The organism is Borrelia sp. A-FGy1 (assembly GCF_014084025.1).
GTDB lineage: Bacteria > Spirochaetota > Spirochaetia > Borreliales > Borreliaceae > Borrelia.
The window spans coordinates 660,859-677,604 of the sequence record NZ_CP043682.1 but is presented as its reverse complement, the minus strand read 5'-3'; the positions used below and the strand labels follow the sequence as shown (position 1 = coordinate 677,604).

General features: G+C 25.3%; 7 protein-coding genes and 2 tRNA genes. 5 read left to right on the top strand and 4 right to left on the bottom strand.

From position 1 onward, the window contains the following. The 4 genes from F0310_RS03135 (at position 1) to F0310_RS03120 (ending at position 8,655) form a co-directional block, all read left to right on the top strand. A complete protein-coding gene (locus tag F0310_RS03135; protein WP_182117489.1) occupies positions 1-3,219 on the top strand; it encodes a PD-(D/E)XK nuclease family protein in 3,219 nt (1,072 codons plus the stop codon). Positions 3,220-3,229: 10 nt separating this feature from the next. Continuing rightward, positions 3,230-6,691: an exodeoxyribonuclease V subunit beta gene (gene recB, locus F0310_RS03130; protein ID WP_182117488.1), complete on the top strand. Its 3,462-nt coding sequence runs from the start codon at positions 3,230-3,232 to the stop codon at positions 6,689-6,691. 16 nt (positions 6,692-6,707) lie between these two features. Next, a complete protein-coding gene (gene recD, locus F0310_RS03125; RefSeq protein ID WP_182117487.1) occupies positions 6,708-8,534 on the top strand; it encodes an exodeoxyribonuclease V subunit alpha in 1,827 nt (608 codons plus the stop codon). A gap of 47 nt (positions 8,535-8,581) precedes the next feature. Further along, a tRNA-Asp gene (locus F0310_RS03120) sits at positions 8,582-8,655 on the top strand. Between the two features lie 2,278 nt (positions 8,656-10,933). Here F0310_RS03120 and F0310_RS03115 read toward each other — a convergent pair. Further along, positions 10,934-11,659 (bottom strand): hypothetical protein, encoded by a 726-nt coding sequence (locus tag F0310_RS03115; protein ID WP_182117486.1) that lies wholly within the window; start codon positions 11,657-11,659, stop codon positions 10,934-10,936. 91 nt (positions 11,660-11,750) lie between these two features. Here F0310_RS03115 and F0310_RS03110 point away from each other — a divergent pair, with 91 nt between their 5' ends. Further along, positions 11,751-13,022 carry a M18 family aminopeptidase gene (locus F0310_RS03110; RefSeq protein ID WP_182117704.1) on the top strand — a complete coding sequence of 424 codons (1,272 nt, stop codon included), beginning with the start codon at positions 11,751-11,753 and terminating at the stop codon, positions 13,020-13,022. Positions 13,023-13,574: 552 nt separating this feature from the next. Here the strand turns inward: F0310_RS03110 and F0310_RS03105 are convergent. From F0310_RS03105 to F0310_RS03095, 3 genes are all read right to left on the bottom strand, one after another. After that, positions 13,575-13,646, bottom strand: a tRNA-Asn gene (locus F0310_RS03105). Between the two features lie 81 nt (positions 13,647-13,727). Then, a complete protein-coding gene (locus F0310_RS03100; RefSeq protein ID WP_182117485.1) occupies positions 13,728-15,797 on the bottom strand; it encodes a LysM peptidoglycan-binding domain-containing protein in 2,070 nt (689 codons plus the stop codon). Then, on the bottom strand, positions 15,754-16,725 hold the full coding sequence (locus F0310_RS03095; protein WP_182117484.1) for a hypothetical protein: 972 nt from the start codon (positions 16,723-16,725) through the stop codon (positions 15,754-15,756). The genes F0310_RS03100 and F0310_RS03095 overlap by 44 nt, the downstream gene beginning before the upstream one ends. Positions 16,726-16,746 lie beyond the last annotated feature (21 nt).

Below are 16,746 nucleotides of genomic sequence, written 5' to 3'. Positions count from 1 at the left end.
ATGTACAAGATATACAAGACAAACAAAGTTAACGTAATTTATAACAAAATTCAAGAATTAATTAGGAAGGATGATATATTTAAAAAAGAAACCATTATTATTTTAAAAAGCAATATTTTAGAGGATGAAATTAAAAAATATTTAGCAACTTTAAATGAAGTTTCATATAATCTCAATATAAAAAAAAACATAATGAAAACAATATACAAGCTTTTAATAGAAAACCAAAATATTAAACATTTTCTTGAAAACAATACCCTACTTCTTTATTCAGAAACAGAAAAATTTATTCTATACAATATTTTAAAAGAAAATAAAATAAAAAGTATTAACCAATTCAAATCAACAAAAAATAGATATATTTTTGCCTCAAGAATTATACTCCTATTTCACAAATACTATGCTAAATTTTCTAAAATAATTGAAGTTTGGAGAAAAGATGAACTCTTATTTAAAGACAAAATCAATTCCAAATATGAATTAATACAAAAGGAAATGTTTCAAAAACTATTTGAAAACCAAATCAACATATTTGATTTATATAAACAAATAGAAAATGAAACAAAAAGCACACCAAAAAGCATTGAAACAAAAAAAATAATAATTATTGGAGAAACCAGAGAAATTGACAGAAAAATCTTATTTCAATTGCAAAAAATTTTCAAACTTGAAATACACGAATTAATCTTAAAAGATACATCATCTTACGAATCACCTTTAATAGAAGCACTGATTCCAATAAAAATAGAGAAACACAACTTAAAACTACAAATAGAAGAAGAAATTGAAACTAAATTATTTGAAGAGAATACCTTCTTGGCAAGCTTTAAAAATAACATTATAGCAGGAAAATCTCTATCAAATATAGATAGCAGCTTTAAAATAATAGAGGCAACAACACAAAAAAGAGAAGTAGAAATCCTTGTAAACAATATCATACATTCAACACAAAATCATAATTTAAAACTAAATGATATCGTAATAACTTGTCTTCCAAAAGAAATCGACAAATACCTTCCATACATAGAAGAATTTTTAAACAAATATGAAATTGACTTTGATATATTAAACTCTAAAGATATTTCAAAAAGCAAAAGTGTAAAAGCCTTAAAAAAATTAATGGAACTATTCATTTCAAATAGAGGTACTATCAGTAACTTTAACAGAAAAGAAATAATTGAATTTTTAAGCAATACTAAGGTCATGAGTAAATTCAATATATCAACAAATGAATTGCAACACTTAATAACTTTTAGCGACATAATGAATATTAATTTTGGAATGAATGATACCCATAAAGAAAACTTATCTTATGACAAAACCTTTCTAAATTCATGGGAAGATGGTTTTAACAGATTCTTAATGTCTGATATTTTTAATGAAAAATATGAAAATGAAAACTTTCAAGAAGATATAAGCTTTCAAGACCCAACTTCGATAATACAACTAATAACAATAATAAGAAGCCTATATGAAGATATACTCTACTTTAAAGGAAGAAAATACACAATATATGAATGGGCAGAAATAATAGAATTATTTATAAATAAATACATTAAACTCGAAGATAATGATAAAATTGATGAATACATAATCACAAGAATACAATACCTCAAAAATTTTTCAAGAGATTTTAATGAAAATCTTTATAAAGATTACATGGAAAAAGTCAAAGATAAAAAAGTTGAATTTGCCCTCTTTAAAATAATGTTTGAGGATAGTTTAGAACAAAAACCATATAAATCACTCAATCAAAATGTAGGCATAATTGTTGCAAGCTCTGATAAAATTGAGTATTTACAAAAATCTGAAATCCATTTTTTAGGAGGTGAAAAATTAAATTCAAACATAACCTTTGATAACATGAATTTATTAAATGAATATTATAATTATGCTAATGTGGAACAATATAATATCTCAAATTTAATTAATATAATTTTTGCAGCATCAAAAAAATTTTACCTCTATTATTCATTAAGCAAATCTCTAAATCCAGACATTAATAAACCCAAAGTAATACAAAAGATAATAAATTACATAAAAGACATGGGACAAGAATTAGAGATTGAAATACATCCAAAAGAAAACTATGATTTTGAATATTTTAAAGAAAAAAAAACTAATAACTTAATAAATTATGACATAAATGCCTTCAGTATTGCAGAATCATTAAAGAAAGGTAATTATAGAAAATTAATACAGAAAAGAATTAAGTTTAAAAAACAAATCTCATTAAAAATAAAGGATATCAATAAAGCTATAACTAACCCATACAAATACTTTTACGAAAAAATATTAAATGTACATATTAATGACATAAGTAAAATTAATGAAATCAAAAAAAAACAAGAAGAACAAATTATAGATATTCTTAGTTTTAACTACAAGTTAATGGAAAATTTTATGCCAATTTATGAATATATAAAAGATGAAACTAATGAACATCAAATACTTAAAAAAATAGATAGTACTATCAATCATCAAATACAGAAAGGCATAGTTCCTTTAAATTTCAAAAAAGAAACAATTAAAGAAGAGTTCATATCAAAATTCAAAAAGATAAAAAATAATATTGAAATAAACTTCCAAGAATTTTTTAAAGTGAAACCTATCAATATCAAATTAAATAAAATAATACCTATTAAAATAAAAGATGAAATACTAGAATTCAAATTAAATGGAACTCTTAAAAACATATGCAAAATTGACAATAGATATTATCACTTTTTTTTAGAAAAAAAAAGAAATAGCAGCGATTCAATTATTAGAAAAATAGACCTATATATAATAGGACTCCTCTTAAAAAGCAATATAGAGAATATGGATTCAATTCAAGAAATAAAAATCTCTTACGAAACTGCTAAGTTATCGATTGATAATAAATATGAAAATACAGAAATAAACATCCTAGATCTTGAAAATCTGCTAAAACAAATAGCATATATTTCAAGTTATCCTACTCCCATTTACAGAAATTTAATACATAAAAGCTTAACTAAAATAAAAGACATAAATGAACTTTACAATACCATAAAAGCACAAATAGAATATCCTCAAAAAAGTATTGCTCTTACAAAAAAGATGGAATATGTATTCCCTCAAAAAGATATATCATGGTGTCCTTATTATAATAGATTCCAAGATACTCATGATTTAAAGATAAATGGAAGTTTAGAAAAATTACTAAAAGACTTTTATATCAAATTTATGAAGACATAAAGTTAATTTTATGCAAGAAATATTAGATAAAATCAAATACAATCAAAAAATACTAATTGAAGCTTCAGCAGGAACTGGAAAAACCTATACACTTGAAAACACTATTACAAGTTTACTCATAAACAAAATATACTCTCCAAACGAAGTATTGGTGCTGACATTTACAAAAAAAGCAACAGAAGAAATGTATATTAGAATATTAAAATCAATTGAAAATGCATACAATAATTCAAAAACAGATAAATTACTAAAAGAAATTTATGAACAATCAAATAAAATTTTTATTTCAACTATACACAAATTTGCATTACATTCTCTAAATAATTTTCAAATTGAAACAGGAAACTTCTATCAATATAGAATAAAAGAAAATTTAACATCAGAAATAGATGAAATAGTCTATGAATTTTTAAGAAAAGAAGAACTACTTAAAAAAGAATTAGCAATAAATCATTATGAATTTGAAACCTTCAAGTCTTATTTTGCAAACACAGAAGAGATGATTAGATACATAAAAAAAATTTATAAAAGAGACAAAACAAAAGAACTTGGAGACTGGATAGAAAAGCAAACCATTTTTCAAAACATACTCATAAATAAAGACAAACTAATCTACGAATATAACTCAATAATAGAAGAATTAAACACAATGACTATAGAAGAAAAAAGAATTTTTCTTAATAAACATAATCAAGGATCTAAAATATCAGAAATAAAATATAAAAATGAACAGGACATAGTAAAAATAACAGAAACACTCATAAATAATCAATTCTTACACAAAATAATCACATCTAATATTAATAAAAGTACTACTCTTTCAGAAAAGGAAATATGGATTAAAAAATCCTTAATAAACCTTAACCACAAAACAAATATAGATATGAAAGAAAATCCAGATACAAAAACTCCCCAAAGAAGCAACCTCAGAAAATACATTAAGTTAAATTTTGAATATAAAATACTTAAATATATAGAAAGAGAGCTTGTAAATACCATTAATGTAACAAATACAATAGACCAAAAACACATAATGCTAAATTTTAAATCACACCTTGAATCTCCCAGCAAAAGCCTATTAAATTCAATAAAAAGTAAATATAAAATAATACTAATAGATGAATCACAAGATCTAGATCTTATTCAAATAGAAATATTTAAAATTCTTAACTCTTGTGGTATCAAGTTAATATTTATAGCAGATCCTAAACAAATAATTTATGGATTCAGAAATGCGGATGTTTCATTTTATAACCAAAGAATAAAGGACAAAATAAAGGAAGATGCAAAAATAACTTTAGGGATAAACTACAGATCAAATAAAAAGTTAGTTGAACCCTTAAATATTATGTTTAGCAACATATATAATAAAACAAAAACATCAAAAATTGAACAAATTGAATTTATTAGCTCTAAAACAAACCCTAAAAATGATAACAATAACATTTTTATAAATGATAAAGAAATAGAAGGAATAAACATAATAGAAACTGATAAGGGAGAGAATACCATACAAAAGACAGCCCTTACAATAAAATATTTGCTAACAAATGGAAAAATATACGATAATGAAAAACTTAGGAAAATTAAAAAGTGCGATATTGCAGTACTTTGTAGAACATCAAAAGAAATAAATTTAATAGACAAAGCACTTCAAAAACAAGGTATAAAAACAAATAAAACTGAAAAATCATTCTTTAATACAAAAGAGTTTAATGAAATATTCTATTTAATAAAATGTCTAGATAGAAAACAAGAATTTAAAACCCTAAGCTACGTATTGACCAGCAAAATAATAAATCTTCCATGGGAATTATATCTAAATTTTGTTGAAAGAGATGAAATCCACTACATAGAAGAATTCATTAGTGAAATAATATATTTACTTGAAAACAAACAAATAACAATAATAAAGGCAATAGATACAATTATATCAAACAAAGATTCTTGGATAAACCTGGCAAGAATTTTTAATAATCCATCTTTTACCGAATTTGCAATCACAAAAAAAAGCTATAGAGAAACACTCATAAACGAAGAAAAATTTGAAGAACTTAATAACTACGAAGCAAGCATAGACTTTATTTCTAAAATTTACCACCAAGAAAAAGATGTAGAATCATTAATATCTACCTTAGAAACACTTATAACTAATAAAGATTTTGAAGAAGACGAAGACAACACAAATATAAAAGACAGTAATTCTATAGAAATACTCACGATTCATAAATCAAAAGGATTAAGTCTTAATATTGTATTTTTAATAGGAGATATTCAAGACAATAAAAGTCAAACTTTGCTCAAATCATCTGAAACATTCTATAAGTTTTGTTCAGAAGACAAAATAGAATATGATTTTTTAAAATTAAAAAAAAATCAAGCATTTGCTAGCCTCAAATTCTTAAATGAAGAAAAAAATCTTTTTTACGTAGGAACAACTAGAGCTCGATTTGCTCTCTTTATCATCAATAAAGGCAAAATAATAAACATAATGCTAACACTATCAGAAATAAAAAAAATTGAAGGCATAAATTTAGACTTCAATGTATATAATTTAATTAAAACTTATCAATTAAATCAATTAGACATGAAACATAATACAAATATAAAATTAATTAAGCCAACACCAATAAATAAAAATTTATTTAGAAAAGAATATACACACAGTTACACAAGCCTTTCCTCACTGAATAAGTCTTCACACAATATAAACAAAGAAATAATAGATGATGCAGATTATAATAATGATGCTTCTTTTGTCAAAGAAATACTCCCAAAAGGCAAAGATACAGGGAATATTTTTCATGCTATTATGGAAGAAATAAATTTCAAAGATGCAAAAGGTACTTTTGTATCTTTTCAAAAAAAAAATATCAGTCTTATACAAAAAAAAATAAAACATTTCAACTCAAATCTAAACACATATGAGATACAAGAAACATTCACACAAATGATCTACAATATATTAAACACAAAAATTAAGCTTATTAATGCAAGACTATGTGATATTCAAGAATTACAAAAAGAAATGGAATTTTTAATAAGAATTAGCAACAAAACCAATAAACAAAAAAAGCTCTTTATAAGCTACAAAGATCTTGACTTAAATTTAAATGAAGGCTATATTAAAGGAATAATCGATTTGATATTTAAAATCAATAATAAAGTATACATTTTAGACTATAAAACAAATTACCTTGGACAAAGCATAAAAGATTATAATCTTAGAAACTTAAAAAAAATAATGATACAAGAACAATATGACTTGCAATACAAAATTTATGCACTAGGAATAAAAAAAATTCTTTTTAAGAATATAGAAAAATATAATAAAAACTTCGGGGGAATAATATATCTATTTACAAGAGCATTTAAAGAAAGAAAGAAAAATCAATCTAGAAATCAACACGGAATCTATACAGTTATACCAAATTTTAAAGAATTAGATCTAGAATACATACTTAAAACTTAAAGAATAAAATAAAAATATGAGAAATTATTTAGTCTTAAGAGAATTTTTAAAAGATAATAAGAGAAATTATTTAAATCCCGAGCTCAAAATTTATGAATTAATTGAAATATTAAATATAAAAATAGAAAATTACTACAAATCACATTTACTTATAGGTAAAATAAAAGACGAAAAACAAGAACATCTTACTATATTTCTAATATTTTTATTTAATTACCTCTCTAAAGGTCACCTTCGAGCTAATATTAATTTACTAATTGAAAACATTAAAAACACAATAGAGAATGCCTACTTTAGGTTAGACAAAGATGACAAATTTTATAAAAAATCAATAAAAATACTAAAAAAGCTTAACGAATTTACAAAAATAAACAAAATTAAAGAAACAATATTAAATTTAAAACAAAATAACATAATAAGAGACTTTAATCCATATGAAAAAATAAAAACTCCTTTAATAATAGAAAATAACATCAATATATACACTCAAAAAAATTTCAGAGAAGAAGAAGAATTAATTAAAAAAATAGATATAAGACTTAAAAATAGCAAAAGTAAAATCAGCAAAGAAAATATACAAAATATTATGAATAATTTAAATACTAAAGAATTAAGCGAAGAACAGATAAGCTCAATTCAAAAATCTTTAAAAAGTAACTTTTTTATACTAAGCGGTGGTCCTGGCACAGGAAAAACAACAACTATCAATTATATTCTAAAAGCAATTGATATCAATTTAAAAAATAAGCAAAAAGTAGCTCTCATAGCGCCAACAGGAAAAGCAAGCCAAAAGCTAAAATCAAGTTTAAAAGAAATATTTAAAAATCTTGAAACAGAATATGGTACAATTCAAAAATTATTAAAAATATCATTCATCAATAAAAATGATAAATACAATGAAAAGAATCCTTTAGAATATGACATAATCATAATTGATGAAACATCTATGATAGATGCAAGCAATTTATTAAAATTATTAAAGGCAATCAACATAAATACAAAACTTATCCTAGCAGGAGACAAAAATCAACTTCAATCAATATCTGGAGGCAACATATATGCAAGTCTCGTCAAAATAAAAGACATAAGTAATGAAAATGTAGAAATATTAAAAAAAAATTTTAGAAGCAATAATTCTATTAATTTATTAGCAGAAGCAATACACAAAGAAAATGAAGATTTAATTTTTAGCCAAATTAATAATAGCAGAAAAATAATTTTAAAGGAAATAAACAAAATAAACATAGAAAATGAATTATTCAATTACACAAAAAGTCTATACAAAAATTCCTATAATTTTAATCTTAAATTATTAACAGATGAAAAAATAGAGCATACTATTAATCTTCTTCTTAAGAAGATAATTCTATGCTCAAGAAACTTTGGGAAAGTTGGTACAAAAAGAATAAATGAAAGCATAAAAATGCACTTAAAAAAAATTTATGGTAACCTAATTGGGCAAATCATTCTTATTACTCAAAATGACTATAAAAATGATTTATATAACGGAGAGAGGGGTGTTATTTTTAAAGAAAATTCCAAATTTTACGTTTTATTTAAAAGAGAAAATGAAAAATATAAAAAGATAAATTTTAACTTAATAAACAAGTATGAACTTAGCTTTGCTACAACAATACATAAAAGCCAAGGCTCTGAATATGAAAATGTAATAATCATAATAGAAGACCATCCATTCTTAACAAAAGAACTACTCTATACCGCAATAACAAGAGCCAAGGAAAGCATAGAAATAATATCAAGTAAAGATATAATTAAAAACGTTAGTCGAAAAACAGTAGATAGAGATTCAAAAATATGGGAATACATAAACGCATTAAAATAAATTGACAAAGAAAAGCAAAAACAATATACTTTTAAAGTATTATGTTTGGGGGTGTAGTTCAGATGGTTAGAACGCCTGCCTGTCACGCAGGAGGTCGCGGGTTCGAGACCCGTCGCTCCCGATAGTTTAAAAACCAGAAATTTATCTTCTCTCAGAATAAGCCTTAACTGACAAAAATGGTTTGTATCTTAATTACTTTTTCTTGTCATGAGAATCACTACACAATAAATACTTAAATTAATCCTAGATAGGACTGTTAAAGGTTAAACTTTATTAAACATATCCTTTGGCATTTAATATTATAAAAATAATAAAATATCATGTTACTGAAGCAAGTGCATGATACAACACCCGCCCCCCCCCCAATTTAAAAAATGATGTAATAAAACTCCATTGCAACAAAATAACATACAAATTCACCAATCACAAATTCTTCCGGCCAAGGCCAATAGTATCAAGTGGATCAAATTTTAGAATAAAACTATACAAATGTTTCGTGCTCCTTTTCTACAAAAATAACTCTAACAATTCTATTAAGAGCATAATTAAATAAACCTTGCTAGCCAATATGATTACCTACGTTATATGCCAATTATCCAAATAAGCTTGGCTTAATACCAAAAAATAATTAATATATCATTATATAATTGCTTTATTTTACCAATCAAAAATAAAATCAAGCTCAATAATTATAGTTAAGTTCTTGTTAATCCCCCCCCCCTCACTTTTTTTAGATATATTTTACACCATAAATCATGCTTTATTTATCTTAAAATCAATAGAATATTCTACATGATTACAAGTAAATCAATCAACAAATTCAAAAGCTATACCGACTATATTAAAATTCTTTAAGGACCATTACTTACATTTATTCCCTTTCCCACCATCAAAAAAACTAATAATTAAGATAACATTTTTTATGAAACCCATCGTATACAACTATTTTACAATCAATAACAGGATTAAAAGTTAGATTATATATAAAATCATTTTTCTTATAATTTAGATAAAATAGATAAAATCATAAAATGAAATAATTCATATCCATGTACTATAACATAATATCTGCGGCAAGGAGCCTTTTGTGAAACATTCGTTATCTCAAAAAATGACATTATCAACTATCAATTTAAAAAAGACAATATAATTAAAAAATTACAACTATACCTAATAAAAATGATATCTAAAAGATAAAAAACTTCTATAAAAAATAGAAAAGAAAAAATAAACAGAACAAGGGCTTGAAAAACACATTAAAATGACACATACAAAAGAAAATTTAGTTAACAACTATAGAATAGCTAAATTGGCAAATCAAGGATAATAGATTTGATTTTAATAATTCTGATGCATAACTTTAAATTATTCCTTATAATATATACCAAAAGAGATTACAGGTAACACTCTTATTAAAGAATAATATCCTTAATAAAACATATTCAAAAATAAAAAATTAAAAGAAAAATTATAAAAACAAATGATTGATAAAACAGATTTTAGAAATTCCTTTAAACAGTAATACGAATAAGGTAAATAATAAATCTAACTATAAGAATTTTATCTTATCCTTAATAGTTTATCTCGTAGGAATACATGTAAGGATTGTATATATGCAGAGAGAATCAATCAAGCATCTAAAATTCACTCATATTGACTAAATTTAGAAATAAAATTAGAAACTAAGAGTCCCTATGACATTGAAAACCTAATAACAAAAAAAAGAAATAAAAAACAAAAATATACCCATTATATCTGGCAAAACTGTCTAGAAGGAAAGTTCTAATGTACATAAGCGATTAACTGAAATTCTTATGAAAGAAGGATACATAAGACAAAAAAGCTTATAAGCATTTAATCAACGGTTTCTAATTGATGCATAAATTTATAGTCTAAAAAGATAATAATTACAATATTATTCACGTTTTGAATTAAAGCATTTATTTAATTGATTCAATCTAAAATAAAACTGCAAATTGAAGATAATATCTCTGTTGTTGACCCTGAAACAATTATAAAATTCACGACAAGTAAAAGAAAAAAGCAGATATTATTAGGTGGAACACTAACAGGATTCACTCCCCTCCCCAAATATATAACCTTATGTATGTATAAAATCAATAAGACATACATCAGATTCAATCGGCATAAATACTATTTCAATTTATCCTTTTTCTACGCTCTAATATCAGATCTTAGAGAATCAGACCTTTAAAAGATAATACCTGCGCTGTAGCATTATTGGATTTTTCTCATTAGGAAAGCTTTGTTTGTATACCATACTTAGGATTAAATCTCTACTAAACTAATAGTAAGAGTATAATAATAGCTATAAATATTAGAGTTCATAAAAGAAGATATGAATTAATTCATATCTTCTTCATCAATATAATTTGACCTCAATAAACCAATCTTAATCTTATTGGGTTCTCTAGACTTAACCCTTTAACCATATCTAACTCAAATTCTAAAGTATTCAAATTAATTTGCCTAAATCCAAACTGATCATGTATTTTCCTTGAAGTCTTAATTTGAACTCTAATATTAGAATTATCAATAAGCTCATTTGCCCTGCTAGTAAAATCTGATAAAAAATAAACTAGAACATCTCTATATTCCTTTCCTGACATCTTAACTTCTTCTGAAGGAAGCAGCGCTGCAAGAGCATCATTTATATATTCTTTATTCTCATTAACAATCCTTGTAACATTTTTTATATTAATATCAATATCAATAATATTTTTGCCGTCTTTATTTTCCGCCCTTAACATTGGAATTTTATCTTTTTCTAAATAATCTTTGAAAATTTCACCCAAATTATCAAATTCAATAACTAACTTAATAGAATCCCCTTTTTCCTTAATCTCTAAAAGTTTTAGACCTGATTCTTGTCCTATATCTTTAAAATATTTTTTTATGTCATCTACAGGGAAAAGAGGCATATTAGCCACCTCTTCTCCTCCAAGAGTAGCCAAAAGCTCTTTCCTTATTCTTTCAAATTCTGACTTAACATTAAATACCACTGAAATTGTTCCGCTCATATTGTCTCTTAAATAAACTGCTGTATTTGCAGTACAAGAAATCAACATTAAAGATATGAACAACAATTTACAAAATTCTTTCATCTAATCTCCTTAACTATATATACATATATTAACTATTATAATAATATATAAGTTATAAAAAAATAAAATCAAAAATAATAGGAGATAACTAATAATGAATGATCAAACTCTAGATATATCATATTTTCAGAATTTATTAGATAAAAGTTTAACTCCTTATCATTTAGTAAAATATATTGAGGAAAAACTATTATACCACCTTAATGCTAGAGAATTAAGACTTGATGATAAATGGAAATTAGAAACAGGATATTACTATATTAAAAAAGAAGGCACTACTCTTATTGCGTTTAGCATTAACACCGACAAAATATATGAACCATTCTTAATAGCAGGAGCACACTCTGACAGTCCTGGGTTAAAACTTAAAATAGAGTCTACAGAAAATAAAGGAAATGTAGTTTCAAATCACATCGAAGTTTATGGAAATCCTATCATTTCCACCTGGACTGACAGAGATTTAACTTTAGCAGGAATTGTATACTTCAATAAAGATGAAATAATTAATTCTAATCTAATAACAATTGAAAACATTGGGATTATACCAAATGTTGCAATTCACTTAAACCGAAAAACTAACGAAGGATTTTCATATGACACCCATGAAAATATTATAATTATTACAAGTCTTAAAAAAAGTATCAAAGAAATAATTCTAGAAAAACTCAACATATTAGAAAAGGATTTATTGTCTTGCGACTTAATCTTCACATCATCTGAGAATTCTAAAATTATAGGTAGCGATGGTGAATTTTTAGCATCAAAAAATCTTGACAACAAATCTGGATGTCACGCCATCATGAATGCGTTCATTCATACAAACAATAGTCGAAATAAAGTAGCTGTATTTTTCGATAATGAAGAAATTGGATCATTAACTTCAAGAGGAGCTAACTCACAACTATTAACAGAAATATTAGAAAGAATTGATTGTGCTTTAAATTTGAAAAGAGAAGAACACTTGATAAAATTAAATAAATCATTCCATATTTCAATGGATGGTGCACATGGAATTCATCCAGGATATATAGACAAACATGATCCAAAATATGCAGTAGGCTTAGGAAAAGGTGTAGCTATTAAAAGCAATGCTAACTTTAAATATGCAACAACAGCAAATGGATGCTCAAAACTTAAATCATTAGCTATAAAGAATAACATTAGAATTCAAGAAATAATATTAAAAGCAAACATTAATGCTGGAAGTACAATTGGCCCTATTGCAAATGCCCAAACAGGCATTGAAACAATAGATATTGGAACTCCAATGTGGGCAATGCACTCTTTAAGAGAAACAATTGCGATATCAGACCACATAGAGGCAATCAAATTAATTAGAGCATTTTTTAAAAATTGGAATTAAATTCTAAAAATAATAAAATAAACGGTTGTAGTTGGTAGTTGAGAGAAAAAATGATATCAAGAGATAAAAGTAATATTTTAATTGTACTGAGCTGATACTGATAGTTTCTATCCTAAAATCCTAAAACAGAGACTATCAACATGATAAAGCCAGCAATAAAAGCAAATAGAATAACTATTCTTATTGATATCGATAAGGCTGATAGGTCGAAAAGGCCAGAGATTTAATTATAAAACAAATATAAAACAAAATAATAAAAGAATAAAAAATTCAAATAAAGATAATATCAAGCAAGCATGCATATCTTGAAATTAAAAATAAAGAAATTCAAAAATCTTCTATAATTGAAATAAAAAATCCCAATAAAGTTAAATAATTTTTCTAATAAAACACTTAAATAAGATTTAACATTATAAAAGTTAGCCTTAATGAAGCTAATCTAAAGAGATAACAAAAATACAAAACCATTTTCAACTAGAAGATGAAAATAACAAAAATAATTGAGGCGATCAAATACTTCAAAAGCAAAAGAAATAATCTACTCAATTAAAACTCCCCCAGAAGGATTTGAACCTCCGACCTAGTGGTTAACAGCCACCCGCTCTACCACTGAGCTATAGGGGAATAAACACTAAGAACATTATCCTAAATTGATTTTTTTTTGTCAATCAAATCTCAATTTTTCCATAAAATAATGAATTTACTTTAAGATAAAACCTTTAAAATAGCATCAGCAAGTATCCTAGAATCTTGGTCTCTAAGCTTAGCAGACCTAATTGCCCATGCTTCCTCATCAAACGCTAAATTCCTAACTTCAACCAAAAATCTAGTTTTAACCATATTATTTTTTAGCACATAAAGGTTTTGCCCCTTAATGTAAAAACTTCTCTTAAACCCCTTTGTCATTTTTTCAACAACAGCCTTAGAATGAGAATCTATACTCTTTCCTTCTTCATACTGATAATAAAACCCCATACTACGAGGAGCCCCAATACTATTATCGGCATGCAAGCTAATATAGAGAATGTCTTTTTCTTGAATATCTTTATATTTATTTACAAATTTATGCACAACAAACAGCCTTTTTTTTAAACCATCTTGAGTGCCACTGATCCAAGAATCAACTGTATCATTCTTATTTAAATCATAGTCATTATAAATTTCATTCTTTACATTAACAAATGTATTATTAGCAGATACACTATCTCTAATTAAATGATCGGGAGCTAAAATAGTAAGTTCAACATTAGCTCCATACTCTTTAAGATATACATAAAGCCTTAAGGCAATATCATAGACATATTCATCTTCAACAACAAAAATTTCATTACCAAGTCCATCTCTAGCCTTAACAATAGCACCAGGATCAAGTCCTCCATGACCAGGATCAATAATTATTAGCTTTTCTTTAAGATTATTATTCTTAACAGGCCTAGTTTTTACAAGATTTTCAAAACTCTTAAAAAGCTGCCTTGCTCTCTTATATGCATTAAGAGGCGATCGCCAATCTTCTGAATAAAATTCACTTGGTTGACTTATTTTTCTAGGCTTATACCAATAATAAAAATCTCCATTAACTTCAAATATAGGTATTTTAGGGTCTAAAACAACTAAAGAACTAATATCAAAAGAATCTCTCTTGCTTAAAAAATTAGAAAAGCTTAAATCTAATTTTTTATTCTTAACAGAAGGAATATTTGAAAGCATTCTAATTTTATTATCAGATTCATTATCTCTCTCTGAAGATTTTATTAAATCTTCTTCATTAAAAATATTAGATTCATTTCGATTATCACAAATCTTAAGTTTTTGTTTATAAGAAATATTATTACCACTTAAATTATTCCATTTTTTAAGTTCTTCAATCAAAACGCCATATTTACGGGCAATGCTATACAATGTCTCTCCAACAGATACCTTATGTAATATAAAATCTGGACTACTTCTCTTTTCTATCTTTAATTTTGAATCTCTAGAGCTCAATAAACTTTCTTCAACAAATCTTGAAACTTCTAAAATTGAATCCGCCTTTAAATTTATTGCCTTTTCCCCATTAAGATTAACAAGATGCTTAGAAGTAACACCATAAATGTATGAAATCTTACCAAGAGTTTCACCCCTCTTTACATAATGAAAATTAACATCACTTAAAGCCCTCTTTAAATATAATTTCTGTCCAATTATTAAATTTTGATTCTCCAAGGAATTGAGCCTTATAATATCTTCAATACTAACATTAAAATCCAAAGCTAATTTGGAAAGGGAATCACCCTTTTTAACCACATATGGCTTTAAAAAATCAGGTTCATCTACAATTAGTTTAGAAGCGACTTTAAGTTGTTTTAATTTCAAATTATTCCAAGCAAGCAACTCTTTTTCTTTAATTCCATATTTCTTTGCTATACTCTCAATGGTATCACCTTCTTTAACGATATGAATTTTTGATTTGCTAGGATTATTATTATTCATATTATATATTTCAACTTTCTTCTCCCTAACAATTTTATTATCATTGTAAGAAGTTGGAATAATTAACACATTCCCTAATTTAATACTATCAGAGCCAAGATTGTTTATCCTTTTAAGTTCTTTTATCGGAACTCTATATCTAAGAGAAATAGAATATAAGGTATCTCCTTTAACCACTTCATGTCTAAAATTAGCATATAAAACTAAAGAACTTATTATCCACAAAAAAATACTAAGTCCTTTAATTTCAAAAATTAAGTTCTTAATATTTCTCCTTAATACCAGTATTTTGAACGGCATAATCATAAATTATCCAATAATAATCATACTTCTTAAAGAAAAAAGTATAGCGTTTGGTTATATAGAAATGTCCATCATCAAAATATAAATCAGAAGTAACTTTCCCTGTAGAGTCTGTATAAGTTGTTTCAACAATAGAAAATTTACTAGGAATTTTTGAAATATCAGCACCAGTTCCACTCCACAAATATTCTTTATATTCTTCTAACATATTACTATAACCTGACTTTAATTCTTGCTTATAAAGATATGCTTTATTTTTGTCATTCAAAATCAGGCTCTCAATATCAATATATAAGAAAAATTTTTCTTTCTCTCCAAGACGTAATGCTTCAAATAAATATTCAACAATCTTATCAGGAGATAAGTTTACTCTCTTTAAAACACCCTGTATATTATGATCGGAGGACAAATTAGAAAAATCCAATTTCTCAGCTTTTTCATTCATATCATCTCTTTTAGGCTTCAAAAATAACGTAATAACATTAGATTCTATTCGTTTTTGCAAATCTGATATATCTGGGAAAAATACACCCTTTACAAAATAAACTCCATCTTTATCAAATTGTACAAATTGATTTAAACTCATCACCACAGAAAATTTTTCATTAGGCCTTAAAGTTAGTGTTCTAACAGGAATAGCAACATTCTTTGATCTATCCTTAACATACTCAATAGGCCTTTTAACTCTTATATTAGTAGTATCAGTAACATCAAAATCGAAACCAAAAGTATTAATATCTCCCATCTCAAGAGTAACCAAATCATTAGATGCATTAGCAAGCGAAACCTCAACAGAAATATTACTATTAATACGATAAATAGACTGATTGAAAAACTTCACCTTAAAATCAAGACCCTTGTAATCTCTAGAAAAAAGAATAAAAGGAACATAAGCAAGAAACAAAAACAAAAATAACTTTCTAAATTCCATAAACTCCTCAAGACTTATTAC

Bases quoted from the DNA above. Each gene is read 5' to 3' on its own strand.
- F0310_RS03135 (WP_182117489.1), top strand. From the start codon at position 1: ATGTACAAGATATACAAGACAAACAAAGTTAACGTAATTTATAACAAA.
- F0310_RS03095 (WP_182117484.1), bottom strand. From the start codon at position 16,725: ATGGAATTTAGAAAGTTATTTTTGTTTTTGTTTCTTGCTTATGTTCCT.
- F0310_RS03115 (WP_182117486.1), bottom strand. From the start codon at position 11,659: ATGAAAGAATTTTGTAAATTGTTGTTCATATCTTTAATGTTGATTTCT.
- F0310_RS03100 (WP_182117485.1), bottom strand. From the start codon at position 15,797: ATGATTATGCCGTTCAAAATACTGGTATTAAGGAGAAATATTAAGAAC.
- recD (WP_182117487.1), top strand. From the start codon at position 6,708: ATGAGAAATTATTTAGTCTTAAGAGAATTTTTAAAAGATAATAAGAGA.
- recB (WP_182117488.1), top strand. From the start codon at position 3,230: ATGCAAGAAATATTAGATAAAATCAAATACAATCAAAAAATACTAATT.